This window comes from Microbacterium tenebrionis, assembly GCF_903645325.1.
Taxonomy (GTDB): domain Bacteria; phylum Actinomycetota; class Actinomycetes; order Actinomycetales; family Microbacteriaceae; genus Microbacterium; species Microbacterium tenebrionis.
The window spans coordinates 221,349-245,052 of the sequence record NZ_CAHJXQ010000003.1; the positions used below are offsets into that span (position 1 = coordinate 221,349).

The window sequence follows — 23,704 nt, forward strand, 5'->3', positions numbered from 1 at the left end:
TGACGTCTGCGGAGCGCGTCAGTACGTGCGCAGGAGGTCGGTCAGCACCTGCTGACCGAAGACAAGCGATTCTACGGGCACGCGCTCGTCCACGCCGTGGAACATCCCCGTGAAGTCCAGATCCGCGGGCAGCCGCAGCGGCGCGAAGCCGTAGCCGGTGATGCCGAGCGTCGTGAGCGCCTTGTTGTCCGTCCCCGCCCCGAGCAGGTACGGGATGACGGGGACGCCGGGGTCGTGACGGCCCAATGCCCCGACCATCGCGTCGACGAGGGGACCGGCGAACGGCGTCTCCATGCCGATGTCGCGGACGACCGTCTCGATGACGATGTCGTCGCCGACGATGCGCTGCAGTTCGGCGAGCACGTCGTCCTCCGTGCCGGGGATCACCCGGACGTCGATGAGCGCCTCGGCGCGCTCCGGGATCACGTTGTGCTTGTACCCGGCGGTGAGCACCGTGGGGTTCGTCGTCGTGCGCAACGTCGAGCGCAGGAACGCCTCGGCGGGACCGGCGGCGCTCGCGAGGGCGTCGGGGTCATCGAGCGAACCGCCGGTGAGGTCGGCGAGACCGCGCAGCAGCGCCTCGGTCGTCGGCGTCAGGCGGATCGGCCAGCGGGCCGCTCCGATCGCCGCCACGGCGCCGGCGAGCTTCACGATGGCGTTGTCCTCGTGCAGACGACTGCCGTGCCCGGCGCGGCCCTGTGCGACGAGCCGGATCCAGATGAGCGCCTTCTCCCCCACCTGCAGCAGATACGCACGGCGGTCGTCGACCGAGATGGAGTACCCGCCGACCTCACTGATCGCCTCGGTGGCGCCTGCGAACCACTCGGGACGGTCCTTCACGACGAGCGCGGAGCCCTCCACGCCGCCGTTCTCCTCGTCGGCGAAGAACGCCAGGACGAGGTCGCGCTCCGGTTGCTCCCCTGCGCGCAGGATGTCGGCGACGGAGGTGAGGATCATGGCGTCCATGTTCTTCATGTCCACGGCGCCGCGGCCCCACAGCATCCCGTCGCGGATCTCGCCCGAGAACGGGTCGACGCTCCAGTCCTCCGCCATCGCGGGGACGACGTCGAGGTGACCGTGGACGACGAGCGCGGGCTTGCTCGGATCACGGCCGGGCACGCGCGCCATGACGTTGGTGCGGCGCGGGACCGGCTCGTAATACTCCGGCGTCAGGCCCACCGACTCGAGGTACGCGCCGACGTACTCGGCCGCCTCGCGCTCGCCCGCAGCCCGTCCGCCGCCGAAGTTCGACGTGTCGATGCGGATCAGGTCGCGCGCGATGAGGGCGACCTCAGGATGCTGCGGGTCGGACATGCCTCCAGGCTATCGAAGGCGCATCGGCGCGCCCGGGGCGCGTCCCGGTTCGTCGGCGCTCGGGAAACCTGGTAATGTTTCTCTTCGGTCGGCAACGGCCTTCACCACCTGCGCGGGTGGCGGAATGGTAGACGCGCTAGCTTGAGGTGCTAGTGCCCGAATAGGGCGTGCGGGTTCAAGTCCCGCTCCGCGCACAGACAGAAAAGCCCCCTTCACCGGGGGCTTTTCTCGTATCTGCCGGCAGCCGGGTCAGACCGCCCCGACGCCGAACACGAGGCCGAGCACGTAGGTGATCGCGGCAGCGCCGAACCCGATCGCCAGCTGACGCAGCGCCCGGCGCAGCGGCGGACCGCCGGACAGGATCCCGACCATGGCGCCGGTCGCCAGCAGCGCGACACCGACGAGAAGCAGAGCCACGAGGATCGCCGTGAGTCCCTGCAGGCCGAAGATCCAGGGCAGCACGGGGATGATCGCACCGGAGGCGAACAGCGCGAAGCTCGACAGGGCAGCAGTCCAGTCGCTGCCCACGATCTCGTGATCGGCACCGAGGTGCGCACGGATCGGTCCGGTCGTCGTGCGGCGCACGCCCTCCTGAGCGGCCGCGATGATCCTGCGGGAGCGGGCAAGCGCTTCGCCCTGATCCATCCCGCGCGCCCGATAGACGAGCGCCAGCTCGTTCTCGTCGATGTCGAGGTCGCCGGCCGACTGCGCGGCGTCTTCGTTGGCCTCGGTCGAGGCGAGGAGCTCGCGCTGCGATCGGACCGACACGAACTCTCCTGCGCCCATCGACAGGGCGCCGGCCAGGAGGCCCGCAATGCCGCTGAACAGCACGAAGCTCGACGAGACGCCCGTGGCTCCGATGCCGAGCACGAGGGCGAGGTTGCTGACGAGGCCGTCGTTCGCACCGAACACCGCGGCCCGGAACGACCCGGACAGACGTCGGCGTCCACGAGCGGCGAGACCGCGCACGACCTCGTAGTGGATCTTCTCGTCCGCACGCATCGCCGGTGTCGCGTAGGTCTCGGTGTCGTAGGGCGAGCGCGCCTCGGCGTTCTGCGCCAAGGCGAGCACGAAGATCGAACCGAACCGCCCGGCCATCCAGGCCAGCAGTCTCGTCCGTATCCCGGCCTTGGGGAGTCTGGATGGTTCGCCGCCGAGCAGTTCGAGCCAGTGCTGCTCGTGGCGCCGCTCGGCGTCGGCGAGGCTCTGCAGGATCTCCTGCTCCTCCCCCGTCTTGCGGTCGGCGAGCTTCTGGTAGACCAGGCCCTCGGCGCGCTCCTCGACGAGGTAGCGCGTCCAACGGCGTCGATCGGCCTCGGTGGGCTGGGCGCTTGCGGGCGCGCTCATATGTCCTCCAGGTCGAGTGGGAAAGGATGCCCTCCGGCACTCTCAACGCTAGCCGCGGGTGGTCGCGCACCACCCCGAAATCCCCGGATTGCCAGCATTTCGGGGTTCCTAACCCTTCGACAGGCTCAGGGACCGATCAGGAGCGAACGCGCTTGCGCAGCAGATCGATGCGCTGCTGCAGTTGGGCGACCGTGGCCTGCGCGACCGCCGGTCCCCCGCACAACCGGCGCAGCTCGGCGTGCACGGCGCCATGCGGTTCTCCCGCCTGTCGTGCGTAGAGACCGACCAGGCTGTTGAGGAGCTGACGCTGCTCCCGGAGGGTCCGGTGCAGCGGCGGCGGCAGTGTCGTCGTCTGCTCCGGGCCCTCCGCGGCCTCGCGCGCGGCACGGAGCTTGGACTGCCGGGACTGGCGGTGCATGAGCAGCTCGTGCACGTGCTCGGGCTCGAGGAGGCCGGGGATGCCGATGAACTCCTCCTCTTCGGGCGTGCCCGGTTCTGCGAGCTGGCCGAACTCCTTGCCCTCGAAGACGACCCGGTCGAAATGCGCAAGCGAAGAGATCGCCTGATAGCTGAACTCCTGAGTGAGGGCGTCCGACGCCTCCTCCTCGCGGTTGGCGCTCTCCAGCAGGGAGTCCTCGAGGCCGTCGTCGTCCTTGCTCTGACGATCCAAAGCGTGGTCGCGCTGCTTCTCGAGCTCGTTCGCGAGGCCCATGAGCACCGGGACGTTCGGGAGGAACACGCTCGCAGCCTCGCCGCGGCGCCGGGCTCGCACGAATCGGCCGATCGCCTGCGCGAAGAACAGCGGCGTCGAGGATGAGGTGGCGTACACGCCCACCGCGAGTCGAGGAACGTCGACGCCTTCGGAAACCATGCGCACGGCGACCATCCACCGCGAGTCGTTCTGACTGAACTTCTCGATGCGCTCAGAGGCCGTCGCGTCGTCGGAGAGCACGATCGTCGGCTGCTGACCGGTGATGCTGTGCAGGATCTTCGCGTAGGCGCGGGCGACGGTCTGATCTGTCGCGAGCACCAGCCCGCCGGCATCCGGAACGTGATGGCGGATCTCCGTCAGTCGGCGATCCGCCGCCGAGAGGACGGCCGGCATCCACTCCCCCTCGGGGTCGAGGGCCGTGCGCCACGCCTGGGATGTGACGTCCTTGGTGTTGTCCTGCCCGAGGTTGGCCTCGAGCTCGTCGCCGGCGCTGGTGCGCCAGCGCATCTTGCCGGAGTACATGTGGAACAGCACGGGCCGCACCACGCCGTCGGCGAGGGCCCTGCCGTAGCCGTAGGCGTAGTCGGTGGTCGAGATGCGCGCACCGGACTCATCGGGCGCGTAGGTGACGAACGGGATGGGCGCCGTGTCGCTGCGGAACGGCGTACCCGACAGCGACAGCCGGCGCTTGGCGGGGCCGTAGGCATCGCGGATGCCGTCGCCCCAGCTCAGGGCATCTCCGCCGTGGTGCACCTCGTCGAGGATCACGAGGGTGTTCGCGTCCTCGGTGAGGTGGCGGTGCACCGACGGCTTGGCCGCGACCTGCGCATACGTGACGACCACGCCGTGGTACTGCCGCGACGGTGCCCAGTGGCTGTTCTTGAACCGGGGGTCGAGGCGGATGTGCACGCGCGCCGCGGCGTCGGCCCACTGCGTCTTCAGGTGCTCGGTCGGCGCCACCACGATCACGCGATTGACTTCGCCCAGGCGCAGGAGCTCCACCGCGAGCGTGAGCGCGAACGTGGTCTTGCCTGCACCGGGGGTGGCAGCGACGAGGAAATCGCGCTGATCCCGCGTGAAATAGAGGTCCAGGGCCTCCCGCTGCCACGCACGGAGCTTGTCCGCCGTCCCCCATGGGGCGCGCTGGGGGAAGGACGGAGAGAGCATCGGATCAAGGGTAATCGCTGTCGCAGACATGGGGCGTACTAGGCTCGATGCCTGTCGAAGGAGCAAGTGATGACAGACCCGGAATCCTCCAGGACACCGTTCGTCGCGAACGACGGGCCGCACCCCTGGCACCGATTCGTGGCCGTGGGCGACTCGTTCACCGAGGGCATCGGCGACCCCGATCCGAATGCGCCGGGCGGGCACCGCGGCTGGGCCGACCGCGTCGCCGAGGTCCTGGCCGCGCAGGTCGACGACTTCGCCTACGCGAACCTCGCCGTGCGAGGGAAGCTGATCGCGCAGATCGTCGCCGATCAGATCGAGCCGGCCGTCGCCCTGCGGCCGGACCTCATCTCGATCTGCGCGGGCGGCAACGACGTCATCCGCCCCGGCACCGACCCCGACGAGATCGCGGCGCAGCTCGACGATGCCGTGTCGCGGCTGGCATCCACAGGAGCTGCGGTCATCCTGTTCACCGGCATCGACACCGGCTTCACACCGGTGTTCCGCCCGTTCCGCGGCAAGGTCGCGATCTACAACGAGAACGTCCGTGCGATCGCCGAACGGCGCGACTGCATCGTCGCCGACCAGTGGGCGCTCAAGACGGTGCAGGACGCGCGCTTCTTCGACGACGACCGTCTGCACTACAACGCGCTCGGCCACCACGAGGTCGCCCGCATGGTGCTGCGCGCCCTCAATGTGCCCAACGACCTGCAGGCGATGCAGCCCGACCCGCTCCCCGTGCGGACGTGGCGCGAGGCGAGAGCCGAGGACCTCGGCTGGGCGCGCGAGCATCTGGTGCCGTGGGTGCTCAGGCGCCTGCGTCATCAGTCGTCCGGCGACGCCGTCTCGGCCAAGCGGCCCGAGCCGTCTCCGGTGATCCTCGTCGCCGACAACGACTAGCCGGATCCGCGCTCCGGGCGCGTGAGCTCCCAGATCGCGACGGCAGCCGCAGAAGCGACGTTCAGCGAGTCCACACCGCCATGCATCGGGATCGTGACCACGGCATCCGCCGCCGCCAGCGCCGCCGCGGAGAGCCCGTCGCCCTCGGTGCCGAGCATGAGCGCGACCTTCGCGGGGCGCTGCGCGGCATAGGCGTCCAGCGGCACGGCGTCGTCGCGCAGCGCCAGCGCCGCGACGTCGAAGCCCTGGTTCCGCAGCTCCTCAGCCGGCGACGCGCCGGCTGACAGCCGGGTCCACGGCACCTGGAAAACGGTGCCCATGCTCACCTTGACGCTGCGGCGATACAGCGGGTCGGCGCAGCGTGCGCTGACGATCACGGCGTCCGCGCCGAGGCCTGCTGCCGCGCGGAACGCCGCTCCGACGTTGGTGTGCTCGATCAGATCGTCGAGCACGAGCACGAGGCGGGCGTCGCGCCCGACCTCGTCGAGCGGGCGGAGAGCCGGCCGATGCATCGAGGCCAGGGCCCCGCGGTGCACAGCGAAGCCGGTGACCTGTTCCGCGACGGCATCCGGTACGACGTACACGGGAACATCGAGCTCGGCCAGCATCTCCTCGAGCCCGGGCACCCAGCGCTGCTGCGTCATGACGGAGCGCGGAGCGTGGCCTGCGGCGACGGCGCGCTCGATGACCTTCGCGGATTCGGCGATGTACAGGCCGCCGCCTGGCTCCTGGACGCTGCGCAGCGCCGTGTCGGTGAGACCGCGGTAATCGGCCAGACGCGGGTCTGCGGCGTCCTGGACGTGCTCGATGTGCATCTCCTCACCGTAGACTCGACGTGGAGGTTCCGTGAGCGTGACGATGAGTGCCGAGCTGGCAGACGGCGTCGAACGCTCCGCCGAACTCCTCCGCGGTCGCCGCATCGCCGTCCTCACGGGAGCGGGCATCTCCACTGATTCCGGCATCCCCGCCTACCGCGGCGAGGGCGCGCGCACGCGGGCCGATCCCATGACGGGTCAGCGCTACCTCGCCGACGAGGCCGCACGGCGCAGGTACTGGGTCGGAGGGCACCTCGGCTGGCGGGCGTTCGCGTCCGCACAGCCGAACGGGGCGCATCTCGCCCTCGCCCAGATGGAGCGCGACGATCTCGTGTCGGGGATCATCACCCAGAACGTCGACGGCCTGCACCTGCGCGCCGGCAGCTCCCATGTCGTCGAGGTGCACGGCACGATGCGCCGCGTCCTGTGCCTGCGCTGCGGCCAGGTGTTCGATCGCCGCGACATCGCCACGCAGATCGAGGAGCTCAATCCCTGGATCACCGTGCCGGAGAACATCGTCCTCAACCCCGACGGCGACGTCGCACCCGAGAGCAGCGACGGCTTCGTCGTGCCGGCGTGCACGGTCTGCGGAGGGATGCTCAAGCCCGATGTCGTCTTCTTCGGCGAGTTCGTCCCCCCCGACCGGTTCCGCGCTGCTGAGTCTATGCTGCGCGGCAGCGAGGCGCTGATCGTCGCCGGTTCGTCGCTCGTCGTGAACTCGGGCGTGCGGCTCGTCGAGCGCGCCCGTCGCCGTGGCATCCCGCTCATCATCGTCAACCGCGAGCCCACGCGCGCCGACCCGTGGGCTCACGTCGTCCTCACCGGCGGCACGGGTGACGTGATCCCCAAGCTGCAGGAGCTGCTCCGGTGACCCTCATCACACTCGTCCGCCACGGACAGACCGACTGGAATCTCGCCCGTCGCATCCAGGGCTCCACCGACATCGCTCTGAACGAGACAGGGCGGGCGGATGCCGCCGCGGCCGCCGAAGCACTCGGCGCGACCGAGCACCACGCGATCTATGCGAGCCCGCTCGTGCGTGCGCAGGAGACCGCGCGCATCATCGCCGTCCGCCTCGGGCTCGGAGAACCCGAGCTGTCGCACGACATGCGGGAGCGCGAGTTCGGCGAGGGCGAGGGCTTGCTGGTCGACGAGTACCTCGAGCGCTTCGAGAACTGGCAGGTCGCGCCGTCCGGCGCCGAGACGCTCGGCGTCGTCCGCGACCGAGCGCTCGGAGCACTCGACATCATCGCCAGGGCATCACGGGGCCGTTCGGCACCGCGCGCGGAGTCCGTGATCGTCGTAACGCACGGCGGCGTGATCCGGTCGCTGCTGCATCATGCCTCGGGCGGCACGCTCCCGCGCGAGGGCGACATCCTCCGCAACGGCTCCCTGCACCGCTTCGAGGCGGCGCCGGGCCTGCTCCGGCTCCTGGAGCCGCTGACCGTCTAGGTGTACTGACCCGGATCGTTGTTGACGTAGGAGAGACCTCCGTAGTCGAGTTGGAGCTGTCTAGGTTCCCTCGAGTCCACGGAGGTCTCTCGTGTCCCACGCTAATGCCCGGCTGACTCCGGCCGGCAGGTTGATCATGGTCCAGCGCATCGAGTCGGGGCGTGCGGTCGCGCATGTTGCCGCGGAAATGGGGATCTCCCGCACGACTGCGTGGCGGTGGTGGCGCAGGTTCCGGGAGTGCGGCCCGGCGGGCCTGATCGATCGTTCCAGCGTCGCCCGCTCCCACCCTCGCCAGACCAAAGCGTGCGTGGAGGCGAGGGTGCGGATCATGCGGCACCTCACTCGGCGTGGGCCGGTGTTCATCGCTGACAAGCTCGGCTTGCAGGCCTCAACGGTCGGTAGGGTGTTGCGCCGCCACCACGTGCCGTTGCTGCGGGAGCTGGACCCGGTCACGGGGTCCGTGATCCGCGCGACCCGCCGATCCGCGCAGCGTTACGAGCATGATCATCCCGGGTCCCTGATCCACGTCGATGTGAAGAAACTCGGCCGTATCCCCGACGGCGGCGGATGGCGTCTGCATGGCCGCGGGCAACGTCCTGCGCGCAAGCGGGGCCTGGGTTACGACTACGTGCACACCGTCATCGACGACCATTCCCGAGTTGCTTACGCGGAGATCCACGACGACGAGAAAGGCACCACCGCGGCGGGCGTCCTCGACCGCGCGATCGCGTTCTACGCGCGCCTCGGCGTCACAGTCGAACGCGTCATCAGCGACAACGCGTTCGCTTACCGCCACTCGGCCGCGTTCAAGGCCGTGGTCGACGCGCACGGCATCCGACAGCGGTTCATCAAACCGCACTGCCCCTGGACCAACGGGAAAGTCGAACGCCTCAACCGCACCCTCGCCACCGAGTGGGCCTACGCCCGCCCCTGGAGCTCGAACGACGACCGAAAAGCAGGGTTGACGACCTGGCTCGACTACTACAACCTAGACAGGCACCACCTCGGCATCGGAGGCCGCACCCCCATCGACCGAATCAACAACGGTCGAGGTCAGTACATCTAGGCCCCGCGCGCGGCGACCGATCGGGCGTGCCGCAGCAGCGGCTCGTCGATCATGCGTCCGCGGAAGCGGAAGACGCCCCGCTCCCCCTCGGCGGCCGCCAGGACCGCGCGGGCCCATGCCAGCGCGTCCGCATCCGGCGCGTAAGCCGCCCTGATCGTCGCGACCTGGCCGGGGTGGATGCATGCCGTCGCCCGGAACCCGGATGCCGCAGCATCCGCCGCCTCGGCGGCCAGGCCGTCGACGTCCTCGATGTCGATGTGCACGGCGTCGATCGCCGACTTTCCGTGCGCGCCGGCCGCCACGAGCACGCGGGACCGGGCGTAGCGCGCGGCATCACGGTACCGGCCGTCGGCATGACGGCTCGATGTGCCGCCGAGGGAGGCGATGAGGTCTTCTGCGCCCCACATGAGGGCGGCCACGCGGTCGTGCGCGGCGATCGCCGCTGCCGCGCTGACGCCCCTGGCCGTCTCGCAGAGCGCGATGAGCGAGAACGAGGCGTCGAACGCGTCCAGGGCGGAGGGGTCCTCCGTCTTGGCGACCATCACCGTGCGAAACGGCGATCCTGCGAGCATGGCGAGGTCGTCCTCGAACTCCGCGGTGTCGGGAGCGTTGACGCGCACGACCACGCGGGCGGGATCGAGGTCGGATGCCGCGATATGGTCCCGCGCGGCCCCCTTCGCATCCGGCGCGACGGCGTCTTCGAGATCGAGGATGACGGCATCCGCTCGCTCTGCGGCCTTCCGGAAGCGTTCGGGACGGTCACCGGGGCAGAACAGCAGCGCGGGGCCGAGCTCGAACACCTCAATCCCCCTCGGGTGCGCAATGGACGAGGACGGTGCGGACAGCCGTGGCGACGACCACGCCGTCCTGATTGCGACCGGTGTGCGCGATCGTGCAGACGCCCTGCCCCTGGCGCGAGTTCGAGCGGCGCTTGTCCGTGATGACGCTCTCGGTGTACAGCGTGTCACCCGCGAACAGCGCATGCGGGAAGGCGATCTCGCCGAGCGCGAGCTGCGCGACCAGGGTGCCCTGCGTGAGCTGGGCGACGGATGCGCCGACCATGGTCGACAGCGTCCACATCGAGTTCATGAGCCGCTGACCGAACTCCTGCTCTCCAGCGAAGGCGGCGTCCAGATGCAGCGCCTGGGTGTTCATGGTCAGCGTCGTGAACAGCACGTTGTCGGCCTCGGTGGCCGTCCGACCCGGCCGGTGGAGATAGCGCGCCCCGACCTCGAACTCCTCGTAGTACAGGCCGCGCTGGAGGATGTCTCTTTCACCCGTGTCGGTCACATGAGCCCCAATCCGCGCGCGATCACCAGCAGCTGCACCTCGGTCGTCCCCTCCCCGATCTCGAGGATCTTCGAGTCACGATAGTGCCGGCCGACCGCGAACTCGTTCATGAACCCGTTGCCGCCGAAGATCTGGGTCGCATCCCGGGCGTTGTCCATCGCCGCGTCCCCCGCCGTGAGCTTCGCGATCGCCGCAGCCTCCGCGAACGGCTTGCCCGCATCGCGGAGCCGGGCCGCGTGGTGCCAGGCGAGCCGGGCTGTGTGCACGCGGGCGCGCATGCGGGCGAGCGTGAACTGCGCGTTCTGGCGCGTGCTGAGCGCGGCCCCGAACACCGTGCGGCTCTTGGCATAGTCGACGGCCGCCTCCAGGCATCCTTCCGCGGCACCGGCGGACAGTGCGGCGATCGCGATGCGGCCCTCGTCGAGGATGCTGAGGAAGTTCTTGAATCCCGATCCGCGCTCGCCGACGAGATTCTCCGCCGGAACGCGGACGCCGTCGAACGTCAACGGATGCGTGTCGGAAGCGTGCCAGCCGACCTTGTCGTAGGCGGGTTCGACCGCGAATCCCGGCGTCCCGTTGGGGACCATGATCGTCGAGATCTCCTTGCGCCCGTCGGCGCTGCCGGTCACCGCCGTGACCGTGACGAAACGCGTGATGGGCGTGCCCGAGTTGGTGATGAACTGCTTCGAGCCGTCGATCACCCACTCGTCGCCGTCCAGGCGGGCGGTCGTGCGGGTCGCGCCGGCATCGCTGCCCGCCTCCGGTTCGGTGAGACCGAAGCCGGCGAGAGCCCGGCCGGCGAGCAGATCGGGCAGATGCTCGCTGCGCTGCTCATCGCTCCCGAATCGGAAGATCGGCATGGCGCCGAGGCTGACCCCGGCCTCCAGGGTGATGGCGATCGACTGGTCGACGCGGCCGAGTGCCTCGATCGCGAGGCACAGCGCCATGTAGTCGCCGCCCTGTCCGCCGACGTCTTCGGGGAACGGCAGCCCGAACAGCCCCAGATCGCCCATCTGGGCGACCACCTCCATGGACAGGGTGTGCGTGCGATCGGCCTCATATGCCTGCGGCGCGACGACGGTGTCGGCGAACTCGCGCACCATGGCGCTGAGTTCGAGCTCCTCCTCGGCGAGGTCGATGGTCATGCTGCTCCTTCGGTTGTTCCTGGTACAGGTGCTCCGGGTTCACGGGCGCTGACGGTGGCGACGACCTGGTCCCGGCGCGCCTGGTCGCCGACGGCGACGGACAGGTGCACCGTGCCGTCGTGCGGCGCGAGCACGGGATGCTCCATCTTCATCGCCTCGATCGAGACCAGCGGCTGGCCCGCCGCGACCGTCTGGCCGTCCTCGACGTGCACGGCCGCGACATTGCCGGGCATCGGAGCGCGGGCCTCAGGATGGGTCGCTGCGGCGGCGGACTCTCGAGCGGCGAGGCGCTGCAGCATCCGTGCGCGACGGTCGAGCGGTCGCAGCCGCACCGAGCGCCCCGCCTCGCTCACCCAGACGGCGCCGTCGGCATCGATCGCGGTGGGAAGGGATGCCGTTGCCTCCGCGTCGCCCGCATCCACGACGTCACCCGCATCCGTGAGGAATGCCACGTCCCGTGCCCCCGCGTCCGTCAGCGCCGCCCACACTCGGCCAGCTCTGCGAGACGGGTCCTGCCCGTCGAAACGGGCCGTGGCACGGCCTGCCTCGTCGCGCAAGGCCTGTTTCGCGGCCGCCAGCATGCCCGCCGACGGCGCGGCGGGCGAAACAGGCAGCAGCGTCTCGATGAGCGCGGTGTCGAGGTCTCCCGAGACCACGCGCTCGTTCGTCACGAGTGCTCGCAGGAAGGCGATGTTCGTCTCCACGCCGAGGATCACGGTCTCCGCCATTGCAGCATCGAGCTGCGCCAGCGCGGAGGCACGATCGGCTCCGTGCGCGATGACCTTGGCGATCATCGGGTCGTAGAAGCCGGTGACCTCGCTGCCCGTCTCGATGGCGGCATCCACACGCACGTCGGAGGGCGCGTCGAAGCGCAGGATGCTCCCCGCCTGCGGCAGGAACCCCCGCTCGGGGGACTCTGCGTAGATGCGCGCCTCGACGGCGTGCCCGGTCACGGGCGGTGCGGACGGCACCCGCTCCCCCGCTGCGACCGCGAGCTGCAGCGCGACGAGATCGAGCCCGGTGACTTCCTCGGTGACCGGATGCTCCACCTGCAGTCGCGTGTTCATCTCGATCAAGAAGAACTCGTCCGGAGCATCCGCGTCGACGAGGAACTCGACGGTTCCGGCGCCGACGTACGACACGCTCTCAGCGGCACGGACCGCCGCGTCGAAGAGCCGCTCGCGCACCTCACCTGAGAGTCCGGCCGAGGGCGCCTCCTCGATGACCTTCTGATGCCTTCTCTGCAGCGTGCACTCGCGCTCGCCGAGGGCGATGACCGTGCCGTGCACGTCGCCGAACACCTGCACCTCGATGTGACGGGGGCGGGCGATCAGCCGCTCGAGCAGCAGCGAGTCGTCCGCGAACGCCGCCTTCGCGACGCGCCGTGCCGAGGCGAGAGCGGCATCCAGGTGGGTCTCGTCGACGACGACCTCCATGCCCTTACCGCCGCCGCCGGCGCTGGGCTTGACGAGCAGCGGGTAACCGACGTCAGCGGCGCGTACGGCGATCTGGTCGTCGGAGAGCCCCGTCGCGTCGAAGCCCGGCACGACCGGCACGCCGCGGGCGGCGACCTGCTCGCGGGCGGTGACCTTGTCGCCCATGATCTTGAGCGCCGTGGTCGACGGACCGATGAACACGATCCCGGCCTCTGCGCAGGCCTGAGCCAGCGCGACGCTCTCGGAGAGGAACCCGTACCCGGGATGGAGTGCCTGTGCTCCGCTCTCTCGCGCGGCTCGCATGACCGCGTCCACGTCGAGGTACGACTCGGCCGCCGGTGCCGGTCCAAGCCGCATCGCGGTGTCCGCCTCCCGCACGTGCGGGGCGTCCGCATCGGCGTCGCTGTACACGGCGACGCTGCGCAGCCCGCTCGAGCGGAGCGTGCGGATGATGCGTCGGGCGATCTCGCCGCGGTTGGCGACGAGCACGGTCTCAAATGTCATGGGGGATCACATCCGGAAGACGCCGAAGCGCGGTTCGGGCAGCGGGGTGCGTGCGATGACGTCGAGCGCGAGGCCGAGGCGATCGCGCGTCTGATCGGGATCGATGATGCCGTCGTCCCAGAGGCGCGCCGTCGCGTAGTACGGCTCGCCCTGCGCCTCGTACTGGGCGCGGATCGGCTCCTCGAAGGCGGAGCGCTCGTCCTGCGACCACGACTCGCCGCGTGCGGCGAGCTGGTCCTCCTTGACCGTCGCGAGCACGGATGCCGCCTGGTTCCCGCCCATGACCGAGATGCGGCTGGCGGGCCAGGTCCACAGGAACCGCGGCGAGTACGCGCGCCCGCACATCGAGTAGTTGCCGGCACCGAACGATCCGCCGATGATCACGGTCAGCTTCGGCACGCGCGTGGTCGCGACGGCCGTCACCATCTTGGCGCCGTCCTTCGCGATGCCCCCGGCCTCGGCATCGGATCCGACCATGAAGCCGGTGATGTTCTGGAGGAACAGCAGCGGGATGCCGCGCTGATCGCACAGTTCGATGAAGTGCGCGCCCTTGAGCGCGGACTCGCTGAACAGGACGCCGTTGTTCGCGACGATGCCGATCGGATGCCCGTGCAGCCGGGCGAATCCGGTCACGACACTCGTGCCGTATTCGGACTTGAACTCGCGGAAGGAGTCGCCGTCCACGAGACGTGCGATCACCTCGTGCACGTCGTAGGCCGCGTTCACGTCGACTGGGACGACGTCGTAGAGGCTCGATGTCTCATCGGGGGCCCTGGATGCCGTGACCTCCCACGCCGGCTCGGCCGGAGCCGGGAGCGTGCGGACGATGTCGCGCAGGATCTCGAGGGCATGCTCGTCGTCCTCGGCGAGGTGGTCGACGACACCCGATCGGCGTGCGTGCAGCTCGCCCCCGCCCAGTTCCTCGGCGGTGACGATCTCGCCGATCGCCGCCTTCACGAGCGGCGGACCGCCGAGGAAGATCGTCCCCTGGTTCCGGACGATCACCGTCTCATCGCTCATGGCCGGCACGTAGGCGCCGCCGGCGGTGCACGATCCGAGGACGGCGGCCAGCTGCGGGATCCCCGCAGCGCTCATCCGCGCCTGGTTGAAGAAGATCCGGCCGAAGTGGTCGCGATCGGGGAAGACCTCGTCCTGCTTGGGCAGGAAGGCCCCGCCCGAGTCCACCAGGTACAGGCAGGGAAGCCGGTTCTCCAGCGCGATCTCCTGGGCCCGCAGGTGCTTCTTGACGGTCATGGGCAGGTAGGTGCCGCCCTTGACCGTGGCGTCGTTGCAGATCACCATGACATGGCGGCCATGGACGAGGCCGATTCCGGCGATCACGCCGGCGCCGGGCACCTCCCCGCCGTACAGGCCGTCCGCTGCGAGCGGGGCGACCTCGAGGAACGGGCTGCCCTTGTCGAGCAGTCGCGACACCCGGTCCCGGGGCAGCAGCTTGCCGCGTGCCACGTGCCGCGCCCGCGACGCCTCCGGTCCTCCGACCGCGGCGGCGCTCAGCCTGTCGCGCAGCTCGGCGGCGAGTGACTCCTGTGTCACGGGCATCCTGGCGTCCTCCTCGACTCACACGGCAGCTCGTCACACAGTGGCGTACGGCGCACGTTTTCGGTTAGTGTTCACTAACCCGATGATTTAGGTTAGCGAGCGTTAACTGAAATGACAACCCCTCTCACGGCACGGGACCGCGCCAAGGCCGAGCGCGCGGACGCGCTCCTGACCGAGGCCGCGCGGCTGTTCGCGGAGCGCGGGTACTCCGGGGTGAGCCTCGAAGACATCGGTACGGCCGTCGGCGTGTCGGGTCCCGCCGTGTACCGCCATTTCGCGGGCAAGCAGGCGCTGCTCGGCGCCGTGCTCGTCAAGGTCAGCGAGGACCTCGTCAGCGGTGGAACCCGCGTCTGTTCGGAGGCGGTGACCGCGGATGACCGCATCCGCGCGCTGATCCGCTTCCACGTCGACTTCGCACTGGGCAAAGCCGACGTCATCCGCGTGCACGATCGTGATCTCGCCCATCTCTCGAGCGAGGACCATGCCGAGGTGCGGCGACTGCAGCGCGAGTACATCGATCTCTGGATCGCGGCGCTCGCACCGGTGCACGAGGCGCCCGCCGATGAGCTGCGGATGCGCGTGCAGGCGTGCTTCGGACTCATCAACTCGACACCGCACAGCACGCGTGCGGCATCCCGGTCGAAGAAGTCGACCGCTGCGCTGCTGTCATCGATGGCGCTGGCTGCGCTCGTCGCCTGACGCGGCTGAGCCGGACATCAGGCGGCGAGCACAGCGTCACCCCATCAGCATCGCGCGTCCCGGCTCCTCGAGGATGTCTGCGACGTCCTTGACGAACCGAGCACCCTCCGCGCCGTCGACGATGCGGTGATCGAACGACAGGCTCAGCGTCATCACCTGACGCAGTGCGATCTCGCCTCGGTGCTCCCACGGCATCCGGCGCACCGCACCGACGGCGAGGATCCCGGACTGGCCCGGTGGGAGGATCGGGGTGCCCGCGTCGATGCCGAACACGCCGATGTTCGTGATGGAGAAGGTGCCTCCGGCGAGATCCGCGGGCGAAGTCTTGCCCGAGCGCGCCGTCTGCGTCAGCGCCGCGATCGAATCCGCCAGCTGCGACAGCGTCATCCGCTCCGCATCGCGGATGTTCGGGACGATGAGCCCGCGCTCCGTCGCCGCCGCGATACCGAGGTCGACGTAGTGCGGCTGGACGATCTCGCCCGCAGCCTCGTCCCACCGCGAGTTCAGGCCGGGTGTGCGGCTGAGCGCCAGACACACGGCCTTGGCGACGACCACGAGCGGCCCGATCCGGTGCTCGGACAGCGAGCGGTCGGTCCTGAGCCTCGCGAGGAGATCCATCGTGGCGGTCACATCAACGGTGTGGAAGGTGGTGACGTGCGGTGCGGTGAAAGCGCTCTGCACCATCGCCGCAGCCGTGTGCTTGCGCACACCGCGGATCGGGATGCGCGTCTCGCGCTCCTGAACGTCAACGAACACGGAGGCGACCACAGGAGCGGCAGCAGGGGCCTCCGTGACCCCGCCGACGCGCTCGGCGTACGCGTCGATGTCATCACGGGTGATCACCCGGTCGCCGACCTCCGCGGCGACGAGGACGATGTCCACACCGAGGCGCTTGGCGTATGCACGGACGGGAGGGGTGGAGCGCGGGCGCTCCCCCACCCGGACGGATGCCGGAGCCTCGGGCAGCACGTCGTGCGGCGCCGCCTCGAGCACGGCGGTATCGGCCGCCGGCGCCGCGGCCCCGGCACGCCGTGCGCGCCGGGCAGGGCGCGCCTTGCTCGACGGAGCGGCGCCGTAGCCGACGAGGTTGGGCGGGGTCTTCTCCTCCACGACCTCCGTCTCCGTCGCATCCGCTGCGGCCTCGCCCGTCGGGGCGGGTCCTGCAGGATCCTCCCCCGCGACGTCGAACGCGATGAGCGGAGCGCCGACATCGACCGTCTCACCCGCCTCCGCGTGCAGAGTCGTGACGGTTCCGTCGTACGGTGACGGCAGCTCGACGACGGCCTTCGCCGTCTCGACCTCGGCCAGGGTCTGGTTGAGGGTGACGGTGTCGCCGGGGGCGACGAGCCACTGGACGATCTCGGCGTCGGCGAGTCCCTCGCCGAGGTCGGGAAGGCGGAACTCCTGGATCATGACTCGGCTCCCGTCAGGCTGTTCGGCCGGTCGAGGACCCGATCGACGGCGTCCAGGATCCGGTCGAGGTCGGGCAGGTGGAACTTCTCGAGCTTCGCGGGCGGATAGGGCACGTCGTGCCCGGTGACGCGCACAGGGGCCGCCTCGAGATACTCGAAGCACCGCTCGGTGATGCTCGCGATGACCTCGGCGGCGACGCCGGCTTCGCGGGAGGCCTCATGCGCGACGACGACTCGTCCGGTGCGGCGGACGGACGCCGCGACCGTGTCGTAGTCGACCGGCGAGATCGAGCGCAGGTCGATCACCTCGAGCGAGAGCCCCTCGTCCTCGGCGGCGGATGCGGCATCCAGAGCGGTGGTGAGCATCGCACCGTAGGTGATGATCGTCGCATCCGTCCCCTCGCGCACTACCCGCGCCAATCCCATCGGGGGTGCGTCTGCGAGCGAGGCGTCCAGATCGACCTCGCCCTTGTGGTGGTAGAGCCGCTTCGGCTCGAAGAAGATCACGGGATCGTCCGAGGCGATTGCCTGACGCAGGCACCGGTAGGCGTCCTCGGGGTTCGGGACGGCGATGACGCGCAGACCCGCTGTGTGCACGAAGTACGCCTCGGGTGACTCCGAGTGGTGCTCGGCCGCGCCGATGCCGCCCGCCCACGGGATGCGGATCGTGATCGGCATCTTGACACGTCCCTGTGTGCGGTAGTGGAGCTTGGCGACCTGCGAGACGATCTGGTCGAACGCCGGGTACACGAAGCCGTCGAACTGGATCTCGACGACCGGGCGGTAGCCGCGGTAGGCGAGGCCGACGGCGGTGCCCACAATGCCGGACTCCGCCAAGGGCGTATCGATGACGCGGGCCGCGCCGAACTCGTCGAGCAGACCGTCGGTGATGCGGAAGACGCCGCCGAGCTTGCCGATGTCCTCGCCCAGGAGGACGACCTTGTCGTCCTCCTGCATGGCCTTGCGCAAGCCCGCGTTGAGCGCCTTTCCGAGAGTGAGCTGGGTCATCTCAGGCCTCCTCGAAGGTCGAGAGGTACGCGGCGTACTCGTCGCGCTGACGGTCGATGCCGCAGTGCGGCTCGGCGTACACGTTGTCGAAGACGGCCAGCGGCTCGCGCGTGACCATGCCGAGGCACTCGGCGCGCATCTCGCGAGCGAGCTTGTCGGCATCGGCGAGCGCTGCGGCGATCTGCTCGTCATCGATCTCTCCGAGTCCGCGCAGGAACGCCTCGACGCGGGCGATCGGATCACGGCCCTTCCAGGACTCGAGCTCGGCCGGGTCTCGGTATCGGGTGGGGTCGTCCGAGGTGGTGTGCGGTCCCATCCGGTAGGTGACGGCCTCGATGAAGGCCGGTCCCTTGCCGGAACGCGCGTGGGCGAGCGCCCAGCGCATCGCCGCCATGCACGCGAGGACGTCGTTGCCGTCGACGCGCATGCTCGGGATGCCGAAGCCGGGCGCACGGCCAGAGATCGGATACTGGGACTGCAGCGCGACCGGCTCGGAGATCGCCCAGTGGTTGTTCTGGCAGACGAAGACGACCGGAGCCCGGTACGACGCGGCGAAGACCATCGCCTCGTTCACGTCGCCCTGGCTGGTGGCGCCATCGCCGAAGTACGTCACGGCGACCTCGGGGGCCTTCTCGTGCTTGATGCCCATGGCGTAGCCGACCGCGTGCAGCGACTGGGCGCCGATGATGATCTGCAGCGGCGCGACGCGCATCTGCATGGGATCGTACGGCGCACCCTCCTCGCCGCGCCAGACGCGCACGAAGTCGCCGGGCTGCGCCCCGCGCGCATAGATGACGCCGGTCTCGCGGTAACTGGGGAACACGAAGTCGATCGGGTCGATGGCACGCGCCGTGCCGATCTGCGAGGCCTCCTGGCCGTTGCAGGGCGCCCAGAGGCCCAGTTGGCCCTGACGCTGGAGGGCGACGCCCTCGGCGTCGATGCGCCGGAGGATGACCATGTCGCGGTGCAGCGAACGCAGCTGCGCCGCGTCGACGTCGGCGACGAACGGGTCGAGTCCGGGATTGCTCAGACGGGTCCCGTCGGGCGCGAGCAACCGCTCGGCGAGTTCGAGATCCTGCGCTGTGTCTGCGATCGGAGTGGTCTGCGGTGACATCGTCGTCCTCCTGTCGTGTGTGCCCCTTGTGGGGGCGTGCACGCTGTGCACCGACGTCTTCATCGGTCGGTTCGAGGGTACGTCCGCTGGTCAGCACGCTCAAGCATCTGGGGTGCGCTTGAGCATGTTGCGTAGTTCGGTGCTCGTCGACCTGCTACTGTTGGGCACTATGTCCGCTCTCGACCGCGTAGATCTCGAACTGCTGAGTGCCCTCTCCGAAGACCCGCGCACGACCGTCGTCGCCCTCGCCGAACGGCTCGGCCTGTCGCGCAACACGATCCAGGCGCGGATGGCGCGGCTGGATCAGACCGGGGTGTTCCTGTCCTACGAGCGGGCCTTCTCCCCCGAGGTCCTCGGCTTCCCGTTGCAGGCCTTCATCAGCATCGGCCTTCGGCAGACCGAGCTGCCGCGTATCACCGCGGAGCTGGCCCGCATCCCCGAGGTCCTGCAGGTGCACGGCCTCAGCGGATCGATCGACCTGCTCGCGCGTGTCGCCTGCCGCGATGCCAGGCACCTGTTCGACACGGATGCGCGCATCCTGTCGATCGAGGGAGTGGAGCGGACGGAGACCTCGCTCGCGATGGGCGAGGTGATCCCCTACCGGGTCGCCGGACTCATCGGCCTCGCTCGACGGGAACCCTGAGGAATCGCCGGATCGCTCCGGCCGCCTCGGCCGGGGTCTCGTAATGGATGAGGTGGCCGACATCGGCGATCTCGACGAGTTCGGCATCAGGGAACAGCGTCGCCAGGTGACGCTCGGCCTCGATGGGCGTTATGTCGTCCTGCTGAGCGGCGATCAGGAGCGTCGGCGCTTCGATGCGCGGCGCGAAGGCGCGCACATCGTGCGAGACGCTCGCGACGAACGCGTCGCGCAGCACGTCGCGGTCCGCGAAATCGGAGAAGTAGGTGTCGTGCTGATCGTGGATGAACCGGCGCAGCGCCGGGTCCCGGGTCTTCGCCATCGCGATGCTCATCCCCCGGACGATGAGCCCGTTGCGCAGCAAAGCGGTCCCGATCGCGGGCGGAAGCTTCGCGCCGAGGCCGTAATACAGCACGGCAAGCTTGGTCAGGACGCCCTTCGGCCCCTCGAGCGCCGGAGCGCCGATGGGGTTGATGAGGATGAGTCGCGGCGTCTCCAGTCCGCCGGCGACGGCGGCCGAGGCGACGATGGAACCGAACGAGTGCCCGAGGATCACCGCCCCGGGGGCGGCGGCCGCTGCGAACTCGCGCAGCCACTGCGCATACTCGTCGAGATCGTGCGTGCGGCCGGGCAGAGGCGCGCTCTCACCGAAGCCGGGAAGGTCCGGCGCGATCACCCGGAGCTCGGGCAGGAAGGCGAGCACGGGCTCGAGACCGTGGTGCTCGCCGCGGAACCCGTGCACGGCGATGACCGTCGTCGGCTGCCCTTCGTTCGACGATTCCTCGGGCGGCCCATACACCCAGTACGCGGTGCGCCCGCCGCGCACATCGACCTCGCGCCGCTCGATCGGGATGCGACCGAGGCGATCGGCATAGGGCGAATGCACGGGCATGGATTCAGTCTACGGGCGCGCCTGACCGGCGATGTCGGAGGCCGTCCCTAGCGTTGTCCGGGACGGAGGAGGATCCATGGCACCCGATCTCGAACTACCGGCATGGCTCGGACGCGTCGGCGTCTTCGACCTCGAGACCACAGGCGTCGATGTCGGTGCCGATCGGATCGTGACCGCCCACGTGGGCGTGCTCGACGCGAAGGGCCGCGAGATCGCAGCCCGATCGTGGCTGGCCGACCCCGGCATCCCGATCCCCGACGGTGCGGCGGCCGTGCACGGCATCACGACTACGCACGCACGGGCCGAGGGGCGCCCGGCGCGTGATGTCGTCACCGAGATCGCCGGGTCGTTGCGCTCGCTGTTCGCGCAAGGTGTGCCGGTGGTGGCGTACAACGCGTCCTACGACTTCTCTCTGCTGGCGCACGAATGCGGGCGTCACGGCGTGCCCGTCCTCGAGAACCCGGGACCGATCATCGATCCGCTCGTGATAGACAAGGCCGTCGATCGCTACCGCAAGGGCAAGCGCACGCTCGAGGTCGTCGCCGAGCACTACGGCGTGGTCCTCGATGGGGCGCACGAGGCTTCGGCCGACGCCATCGCGGCCGGCCGGGTCGCGCAGGCGATCGCACGCAGCTTCCCGCTCGCAGCGTCGGCGGGCGAGCTGCACACCCAGCAGATCGGCTGGGCGCGCTCTCAGGCCGAGAGCCTGACCGAGTACTTCATCCGCATCGGCCGGCTCGACCCGGAGGACGCGCTCGACGGAGCGTGGCCGGTGCGCGAGGCGTAGTCGCGGCTTCCCGAACGCGAAGAAGGCCCCGCCGGAGCGGGGCCTTCTTCGAAGAATCGGAAGCTTACTTGCTGCTGCCGCCGAAGCCCTTGAAGCGCTGGTTGAACTTCTCGACACGACCGGCCGAGTCCATGATGCGCTGCTTGCCCGTGTAGAACGGGTGCGAGGCCGAGGAGATCTCGACGTCGATCACCGGGTACTCGACGCCGTCGAGCTCGATGGTCTTGTCGCTGGTGACCGTGGAGCGGGTCAGGAAGGTCTCGCCCGAGCCGAGGTCGCGGAACACGACGTTCTTGTAGTCGGGGTGAATGTCAGTCTTCATGGGATTCCTTATATGGTGCCCTGGATTGTGCCAGGATCGAGGGAAGTCTGCGGCGCGAATGCACCAAGGATCGAGTTTAGCAGATCGTCGACTCAGGCCGTCGCACGGGCGGCGTAGCGGCCGCCTTCCGCCGACAGCGTGATCGGCATTCCGAATGCCTCGCTGAGCGCATCCGCCGTCAGCGTCTGCTCGATCGGGCCCGCCGCGACGACACCGCCCTCGCGCAGGAGCATGACGTGCGTGAACCCGACGGGGATCTCCTCGACGTGGTGGGTCACCATCACCATGGCCGGGGTGGTCGGCGACGACGCGTACCCGCTGAGGAGCCCGAGCAGCTCCTCGCGCGCGCCGAGATCGAGGGACGCCGTCGGCTCGTCGAGCAGGAGCAGTTCGGGATCGGTCATGACCGCCCTGGCGATCTGCACCCGCTTCTGCTCCCCGTCGCTCAGTGTCCCGAAGGTGCGGTCGGCGAGGTGATCGAGCTTCCACTCCCCCAGCACCCGCAGCGCGCGACGCTCGTCGATGTTCTCGTACACCTCGTTCCAGCGACCCGTGACCGAGTACGCGGCGGTGAGGACGACATTGAGCACGGTCTCCTCGCGCGGGATGCGCCGGGCCATGGCCGTCGAGGCGAAGCCGATGCGGGGCCGGATCTCGAACACGTCCGTCCGCCCGAGCGTCTCGCCGAGGATCGTCACCGTTCCGGAGGTCGGGTGCATGAGCGTGTCCGCGAGCTGCAGCAGCGTGGTCTTGCCCGCGCCGTTGGGCCCCAGCACCACCCATCGCTGATCGTCGGCGACCTGCCAGGTCACGCGATCGACGATGTTGCGCCCGTCACGGCGCACGACGACATCGGTGAAATCAAGAGCGCTCGGCATGCATCCAGCCTATCGGCATCAGCCGGTGAGCTCCGCGTAGAGGGCGCGCGTGGTATCGGCGATCGCGGACCAGCTGAACTCCCGTGCGGCGCGTTCGCGGCCGGCGCGTCCGTAGGCCGCTGCCGCCTCGGTGTCGGATACGACTTCCGTGAGCACGCGGGCGAGGTCCGCGACGAACCGCTCGGGATCGAGCGGGGTTCCCGTGCCGTCGTCCGCCTGCTCGATCGGCACCAGCCGGCCCGTGACGCCGTCGTCGACGACCTCCGGGATGCCTCCCGTCGCCGTGCCGACCACGGCTGCACCGCAGGCCATGGCCTCGAGGTTGACGATGCCGAGCGGCTCGTACACGGACGGGCACACGAACGTCGTCGCGGCCGCGAGGATCGCGCTCAGCTCGTCGCGGGGCAGCATCCGCTCGATCCAGATGACGCCCTCCCGGGTGGCCTGGAGCCGGCGCACGCCCTCCTGCACCTCCGCCATGATCTCGGGAGTGTCCGGCGCACCGGCGCACAGGATCACCTGCACGTCCGGCGGCAGCAGCCGGGCGGCCCGGAGCAGATACGGGAGCCCCTTCTGGCGCGTGATGCGGCCGACGAAGACGACAGACGGACGCGATGGATCCATGCCGATCCCGGCGAGGAACGCATCGTCCTGCACCGGCCGCCAGCGCTCGACGTCGATCCCGTTGTGGATCACCCGCACCCGCTCCGGATCGACCTGCGGATAACTGCGGAGGATGTCGGCGCGCATGCCGGCGGAGACTGCGATGATGGCGGCCGCGTTCTCGTAGGAGAGCCGCTCGATCCCTCCGGACACGGCGTAACCGCCGCCGAGCTGCTCCGCCTTCCATGGGCGCAGAGGCTCGAGGCTGTGCGCTGTCAGGACATGCGGGATGCCGTGCAGCTGCGAGGCGAGGTGCCCGGCGAAGTTGGCGTACCAGGTGTGGCTGTGCACGACGTCGGCGCCCGCCACATCGCCGACCATGACGAGGTCGGTGCCGAGGGTCTGCAGCGCCGCGTTGGCACCGGCCAGTTCAGCCGGAGTCCGGTACGAGTGCGTGCCCGCCTCGGACCGCTCGGCGCCGAACGCACGCACCTGCACATCGACCGATCCGCGCAGCGCGGCGACGAGTTCTGCGACGTGGACACCCGCCCCGCCATAGATCTCCGGCGGGTACTCCTTGGTGATCATGTCGATGCGCATGCTTGAACGCTAGTACAGCGGTGCGTTCGGGTTCTATGGTG

Annotated in this window: 23 protein-coding genes and 1 tRNA gene; 8 read left to right on the forward strand and 16 right to left on the reverse strand. The window is 69.6% G+C overall.

Going from position 1 to position 23,704, the window contains the following annotated elements; genetic code table 11:
* Positions 1–18: 18 nt before the first annotated feature.
* Entirely contained in the window at positions 19–1,314 is a 1,296-nt protein-coding gene (locus HWX58_RS07220) for a M20/M25/M40 family metallo-hydrolase (protein WP_175986368.1), read from the reverse strand.
* A 110-nt stretch (positions 1,315–1,424) separates the two neighbouring features.
* Here HWX58_RS07220 and HWX58_RS07225 point away from each other — a divergent pair.
* Positions 1,425–1,508 (forward strand) — tRNA-Leu (locus HWX58_RS07225).
* Between the two features lie 55 nt (positions 1,509–1,563).
* On the opposite strand, the gene HWX58_RS07230 is transcribed toward HWX58_RS07225, so the two are convergent.
* Entirely contained in the window at positions 1,564–2,661 is a 1,098-nt protein-coding gene (locus HWX58_RS07230; protein ID WP_175986371.1) for a VIT1/CCC1 transporter family protein, read from the reverse strand.
* Between the two features lie 136 nt (positions 2,662–2,797).
* On the reverse strand, positions 2,798–4,540 hold the full coding sequence (locus HWX58_RS07235) for a DEAD/DEAH box helicase (RefSeq protein WP_175986373.1): 1,743 nt from the start codon (positions 4,538–4,540) through the stop codon (positions 2,798–2,800).
* A gap of 69 nt (positions 4,541–4,609) precedes the next feature.
* Here HWX58_RS07235 and HWX58_RS07240 point away from each other — a divergent pair, with 69 nt between their 5' ends.
* Positions 4,610–5,440, forward strand: coding sequence for an SGNH/GDSL hydrolase family protein (locus HWX58_RS07240; protein WP_175986375.1), 831 nt, complete (start codon positions 4,610–4,612; stop codon positions 5,438–5,440).
* Here the strand turns inward: HWX58_RS07240 and HWX58_RS07245 are convergent.
* The gene (locus tag HWX58_RS07245) at positions 5,437–6,255 is read right to left on the reverse strand and encodes a TrmH family RNA methyltransferase (RefSeq protein ID WP_175986378.1); all 819 of its coding nucleotides are present in this window, start codon (positions 6,253–6,255) and stop codon (positions 5,437–5,439) included. The genes HWX58_RS07240 and HWX58_RS07245 overlap by 4 nt on opposite strands.
* 43 nt (positions 6,256–6,298) lie before the next feature.
* Here HWX58_RS07245 and HWX58_RS07250 point away from each other — a divergent pair, with 43 nt between their 5' ends.
* From HWX58_RS07250 to HWX58_RS07260, 3 genes are all read left to right on the forward strand, one after another.
* On the forward strand, positions 6,299–7,126 hold the full coding sequence (locus HWX58_RS07250; protein ID WP_175986632.1) for a Sir2 family NAD-dependent protein deacetylase: 828 nt from the start codon (positions 6,299–6,301) through the stop codon (positions 7,124–7,126).
* Entirely contained in the window at positions 7,123–7,707 is a 585-nt protein-coding gene (locus tag HWX58_RS07255; RefSeq protein ID WP_175986380.1) for a histidine phosphatase family protein, read from the forward strand. Before HWX58_RS07250 ends, HWX58_RS07255 begins: the two co-directional genes overlap by 4 nt.
* Positions 7,708–7,798: 91 nt before the next feature.
* On the forward strand, positions 7,799–8,773 hold the full coding sequence (locus HWX58_RS07260; protein WP_175986383.1) for an IS481 family transposase: 975 nt from the start codon (positions 7,799–7,801) through the stop codon (positions 8,771–8,773).
* Here the strand turns inward: HWX58_RS07260 and HWX58_RS07265 are convergent.
* From HWX58_RS07265 to HWX58_RS07285, 5 genes are read right to left on the reverse strand one after another with little or no spacing between them, the layout of a single operon-like run.
* Positions 8,770–9,579: an HpcH/HpaI aldolase/citrate lyase family protein gene (locus HWX58_RS07265; RefSeq protein ID WP_175986634.1), complete on the reverse strand. Its 810-nt coding sequence runs from the start codon at positions 9,577–9,579 to the stop codon at positions 8,770–8,772. The genes HWX58_RS07260 and HWX58_RS07265 overlap by 4 nt on opposite strands.
* On the reverse strand, positions 9,575–10,063 hold the full coding sequence (locus HWX58_RS07270) for a MaoC family dehydratase (protein WP_175986385.1): 489 nt from the start codon (positions 10,061–10,063) through the stop codon (positions 9,575–9,577). The genes HWX58_RS07265 and HWX58_RS07270 overlap by 5 nt, the downstream gene beginning before the upstream one ends.
* Positions 10,060–11,208, reverse strand: coding sequence for an acyl-CoA dehydrogenase family protein (locus tag HWX58_RS07275; protein ID WP_175986388.1), 1,149 nt, complete (start codon positions 11,206–11,208; stop codon positions 10,060–10,062). Before HWX58_RS07275 ends, HWX58_RS07270 begins: the two co-directional genes overlap by 4 nt.
* The gene (locus HWX58_RS07280; protein WP_175986390.1) at positions 11,205–13,148 is read right to left on the reverse strand and encodes an acetyl/propionyl/methylcrotonyl-CoA carboxylase subunit alpha; all 1,944 of its coding nucleotides are present in this window, start codon (positions 13,146–13,148) and stop codon (positions 11,205–11,207) included. The genes HWX58_RS07275 and HWX58_RS07280 overlap by 4 nt, the downstream gene beginning before the upstream one ends.
* Before the next feature lie 6 nt (positions 13,149–13,154).
* Positions 13,155–14,708 (reverse strand): carboxyl transferase domain-containing protein, encoded by a 1,554-nt coding sequence (locus HWX58_RS07285; protein ID WP_175986393.1) that lies wholly within the window; start codon positions 14,706–14,708, stop codon positions 13,155–13,157.
* Positions 14,709–14,819: 111 nt separating this feature from the next.
* Between HWX58_RS07285 and HWX58_RS07290 the strand changes: the two genes are divergently transcribed.
* Entirely contained in the window at positions 14,820–15,407 is a 588-nt protein-coding gene (locus HWX58_RS07290; protein ID WP_175986395.1) for a TetR/AcrR family transcriptional regulator, read from the forward strand.
* A gap of 36 nt (positions 15,408–15,443) precedes the next feature.
* Here HWX58_RS07290 and HWX58_RS07295 read toward each other — a convergent pair whose 3' ends face one another.
* Genes HWX58_RS07295 through pdhA form a run of 3 tightly spaced genes read right to left on the reverse strand, consistent with a single transcriptional unit; the run spans position 15,444 to position 18,941 of the window.
* Complete coding sequence (locus HWX58_RS07295; protein ID WP_175986397.1) at positions 15,444–16,820, reverse strand: dihydrolipoamide acetyltransferase family protein; 1,377 nt, start codon at positions 16,818–16,820, stop codon at positions 15,444–15,446.
* Positions 16,817–17,827 (reverse strand): alpha-ketoacid dehydrogenase subunit beta, encoded by a 1,011-nt coding sequence (locus HWX58_RS07300; RefSeq protein ID WP_175986399.1) that lies wholly within the window; start codon positions 17,825–17,827, stop codon positions 16,817–16,819. The genes HWX58_RS07295 and HWX58_RS07300 overlap by 4 nt, the downstream gene beginning before the upstream one ends.
* A gap of 1 nt (position 17,828) precedes the next feature.
* The gene (pdhA, locus tag HWX58_RS07305) at positions 17,829–18,941 is read right to left on the reverse strand and encodes a pyruvate dehydrogenase (acetyl-transferring) E1 component subunit alpha (RefSeq protein ID WP_175986402.1); all 1,113 of its coding nucleotides are present in this window, start codon (positions 18,939–18,941) and stop codon (positions 17,829–17,831) included.
* 169 nt (positions 18,942–19,110) lie between these two features.
* Here pdhA and HWX58_RS07310 point away from each other — a divergent pair, with 169 nt between their 5' ends.
* Positions 19,111–19,584 (forward strand): Lrp/AsnC family transcriptional regulator, encoded by a 474-nt coding sequence (locus tag HWX58_RS07310; RefSeq protein WP_175986404.1) that lies wholly within the window; start codon positions 19,111–19,113, stop codon positions 19,582–19,584.
* On the opposite strand, the gene HWX58_RS07315 is transcribed toward HWX58_RS07310, so the two are convergent.
* The gene (locus HWX58_RS07315; protein ID WP_175986407.1) at positions 19,556–20,473 is read right to left on the reverse strand and encodes an alpha/beta fold hydrolase; all 918 of its coding nucleotides are present in this window, start codon (positions 20,471–20,473) and stop codon (positions 19,556–19,558) included. The two genes, HWX58_RS07310 and HWX58_RS07315, sit on opposite strands and share 29 nt — an antisense overlap.
* A gap of 76 nt (positions 20,474–20,549) precedes the next feature.
* Here HWX58_RS07315 and HWX58_RS07320 point away from each other — a divergent pair, with 76 nt between their 5' ends.
* Positions 20,550–21,260, forward strand: a complete 711-nt coding sequence (locus tag HWX58_RS07320) for a 3'-5' exonuclease (protein WP_175986409.1) — start codon at positions 20,550–20,552, stop codon at positions 21,258–21,260.
* Positions 21,261–21,324: 64 nt separating this feature from the next.
* Here the strand turns inward: HWX58_RS07320 and HWX58_RS07325 are convergent, their stop codons facing one another.
* From HWX58_RS07325 to glgA, 3 genes are all read right to left on the reverse strand, one after another.
* A complete protein-coding gene (locus tag HWX58_RS07325) occupies positions 21,325–21,582 on the reverse strand; it encodes a type B 50S ribosomal protein L31 (RefSeq protein ID WP_175986412.1) in 258 nt (85 codons plus the stop codon).
* Between the two features lie 92 nt (positions 21,583–21,674).
* Positions 21,675–22,460: an ABC transporter ATP-binding protein gene (locus HWX58_RS07330; protein WP_175986415.1), complete on the reverse strand. Its 786-nt coding sequence runs from the start codon at positions 22,458–22,460 to the stop codon at positions 21,675–21,677.
* Between the two features lie 18 nt (positions 22,461–22,478).
* Positions 22,479–23,663 (reverse strand): glycogen synthase, encoded by a 1,185-nt coding sequence (gene glgA / locus HWX58_RS07335; RefSeq protein ID WP_175986418.1) that lies wholly within the window; start codon positions 23,661–23,663, stop codon positions 22,479–22,481.
* Positions 23,664–23,704: the final 41 nt, after the last annotated feature.

Coding starts and splice junctions, on each gene's coding strand:
- HWX58_RS07240 (WP_175986375.1), top strand. CDS start 4,610: ATGACAGACCCGGAATCCTCCAGGACACCGTTCGTCGCGAACGACGGG.
- HWX58_RS07290 (WP_175986395.1), top strand. CDS start 14,820: ATGACAACCCCTCTCACGGCACGGGACCGCGCCAAGGCCGAGCGCGCG.
- glgA (WP_175986418.1), bottom strand. CDS start 23,663: ATGCGCATCGACATGATCACCAAGGAGTACCCGCCGGAGATCTATGGC.
- HWX58_RS07325 (WP_175986412.1), bottom strand. CDS start 21,582: ATGAAGACTGACATTCACCCCGACTACAAGAACGTCGTGTTCCGCGAC.
- HWX58_RS07310 (WP_175986404.1), top strand. CDS start 19,111: ATGTCCGCTCTCGACCGCGTAGATCTCGAACTGCTGAGTGCCCTCTCC.
- HWX58_RS07280 (WP_175986390.1), bottom strand. CDS start 13,148: ATGACATTTGAGACCGTGCTCGTCGCCAACCGCGGCGAGATCGCCCGA.
- HWX58_RS07330 (WP_175986415.1), bottom strand. CDS start 22,460: ATGCCGAGCGCTCTTGATTTCACCGATGTCGTCGTGCGCCGTGACGGG.
- HWX58_RS07230 (WP_175986371.1), bottom strand. CDS start 2,661: ATGAGCGCGCCCGCAAGCGCCCAGCCCACCGAGGCCGATCGACGCCGT.
- HWX58_RS07245 (WP_175986378.1), bottom strand. CDS start 6,255: ATGCACATCGAGCACGTCCAGGACGCCGCAGACCCGCGTCTGGCCGAT.
- pdhA (WP_175986402.1), bottom strand. CDS start 18,941: ATGTCACCGCAGACCACTCCGATCGCAGACACAGCGCAGGATCTCGAA.
- HWX58_RS07300 (WP_175986399.1), bottom strand. CDS start 17,827: ATGACCCAGCTCACTCTCGGAAAGGCGCTCAACGCGGGCTTGCGCAAG.
- HWX58_RS07320 (WP_175986409.1), top strand. CDS start 20,550: ATGGCACCCGATCTCGAACTACCGGCATGGCTCGGACGCGTCGGCGTC.
- HWX58_RS07295 (WP_175986397.1), bottom strand. CDS start 16,820: ATGATCCAGGAGTTCCGCCTTCCCGACCTCGGCGAGGGACTCGCCGAC.
- HWX58_RS07235 (WP_175986373.1), bottom strand. CDS start 4,540: ATGCTCTCTCCGTCCTTCCCCCAGCGCGCCCCATGGGGGACGGCGGAC.
- HWX58_RS07250 (WP_175986632.1), top strand. CDS start 6,299: ATGAGTGCCGAGCTGGCAGACGGCGTCGAACGCTCCGCCGAACTCCTC.
- HWX58_RS07285 (WP_175986393.1), bottom strand. CDS start 14,708: ATGCCCGTGACACAGGAGTCACTCGCCGCCGAGCTGCGCGACAGGCTG.
- HWX58_RS07315 (WP_175986407.1), bottom strand. CDS start 20,473: ATGCCCGTGCATTCGCCCTATGCCGATCGCCTCGGTCGCATCCCGATC.
- HWX58_RS07275 (WP_175986388.1), bottom strand. CDS start 11,208: ATGACCATCGACCTCGCCGAGGAGGAGCTCGAACTCAGCGCCATGGTG.
- HWX58_RS07220 (WP_175986368.1), bottom strand. CDS start 1,314: ATGTCCGACCCGCAGCATCCTGAGGTCGCCCTCATCGCGCGCGACCTG.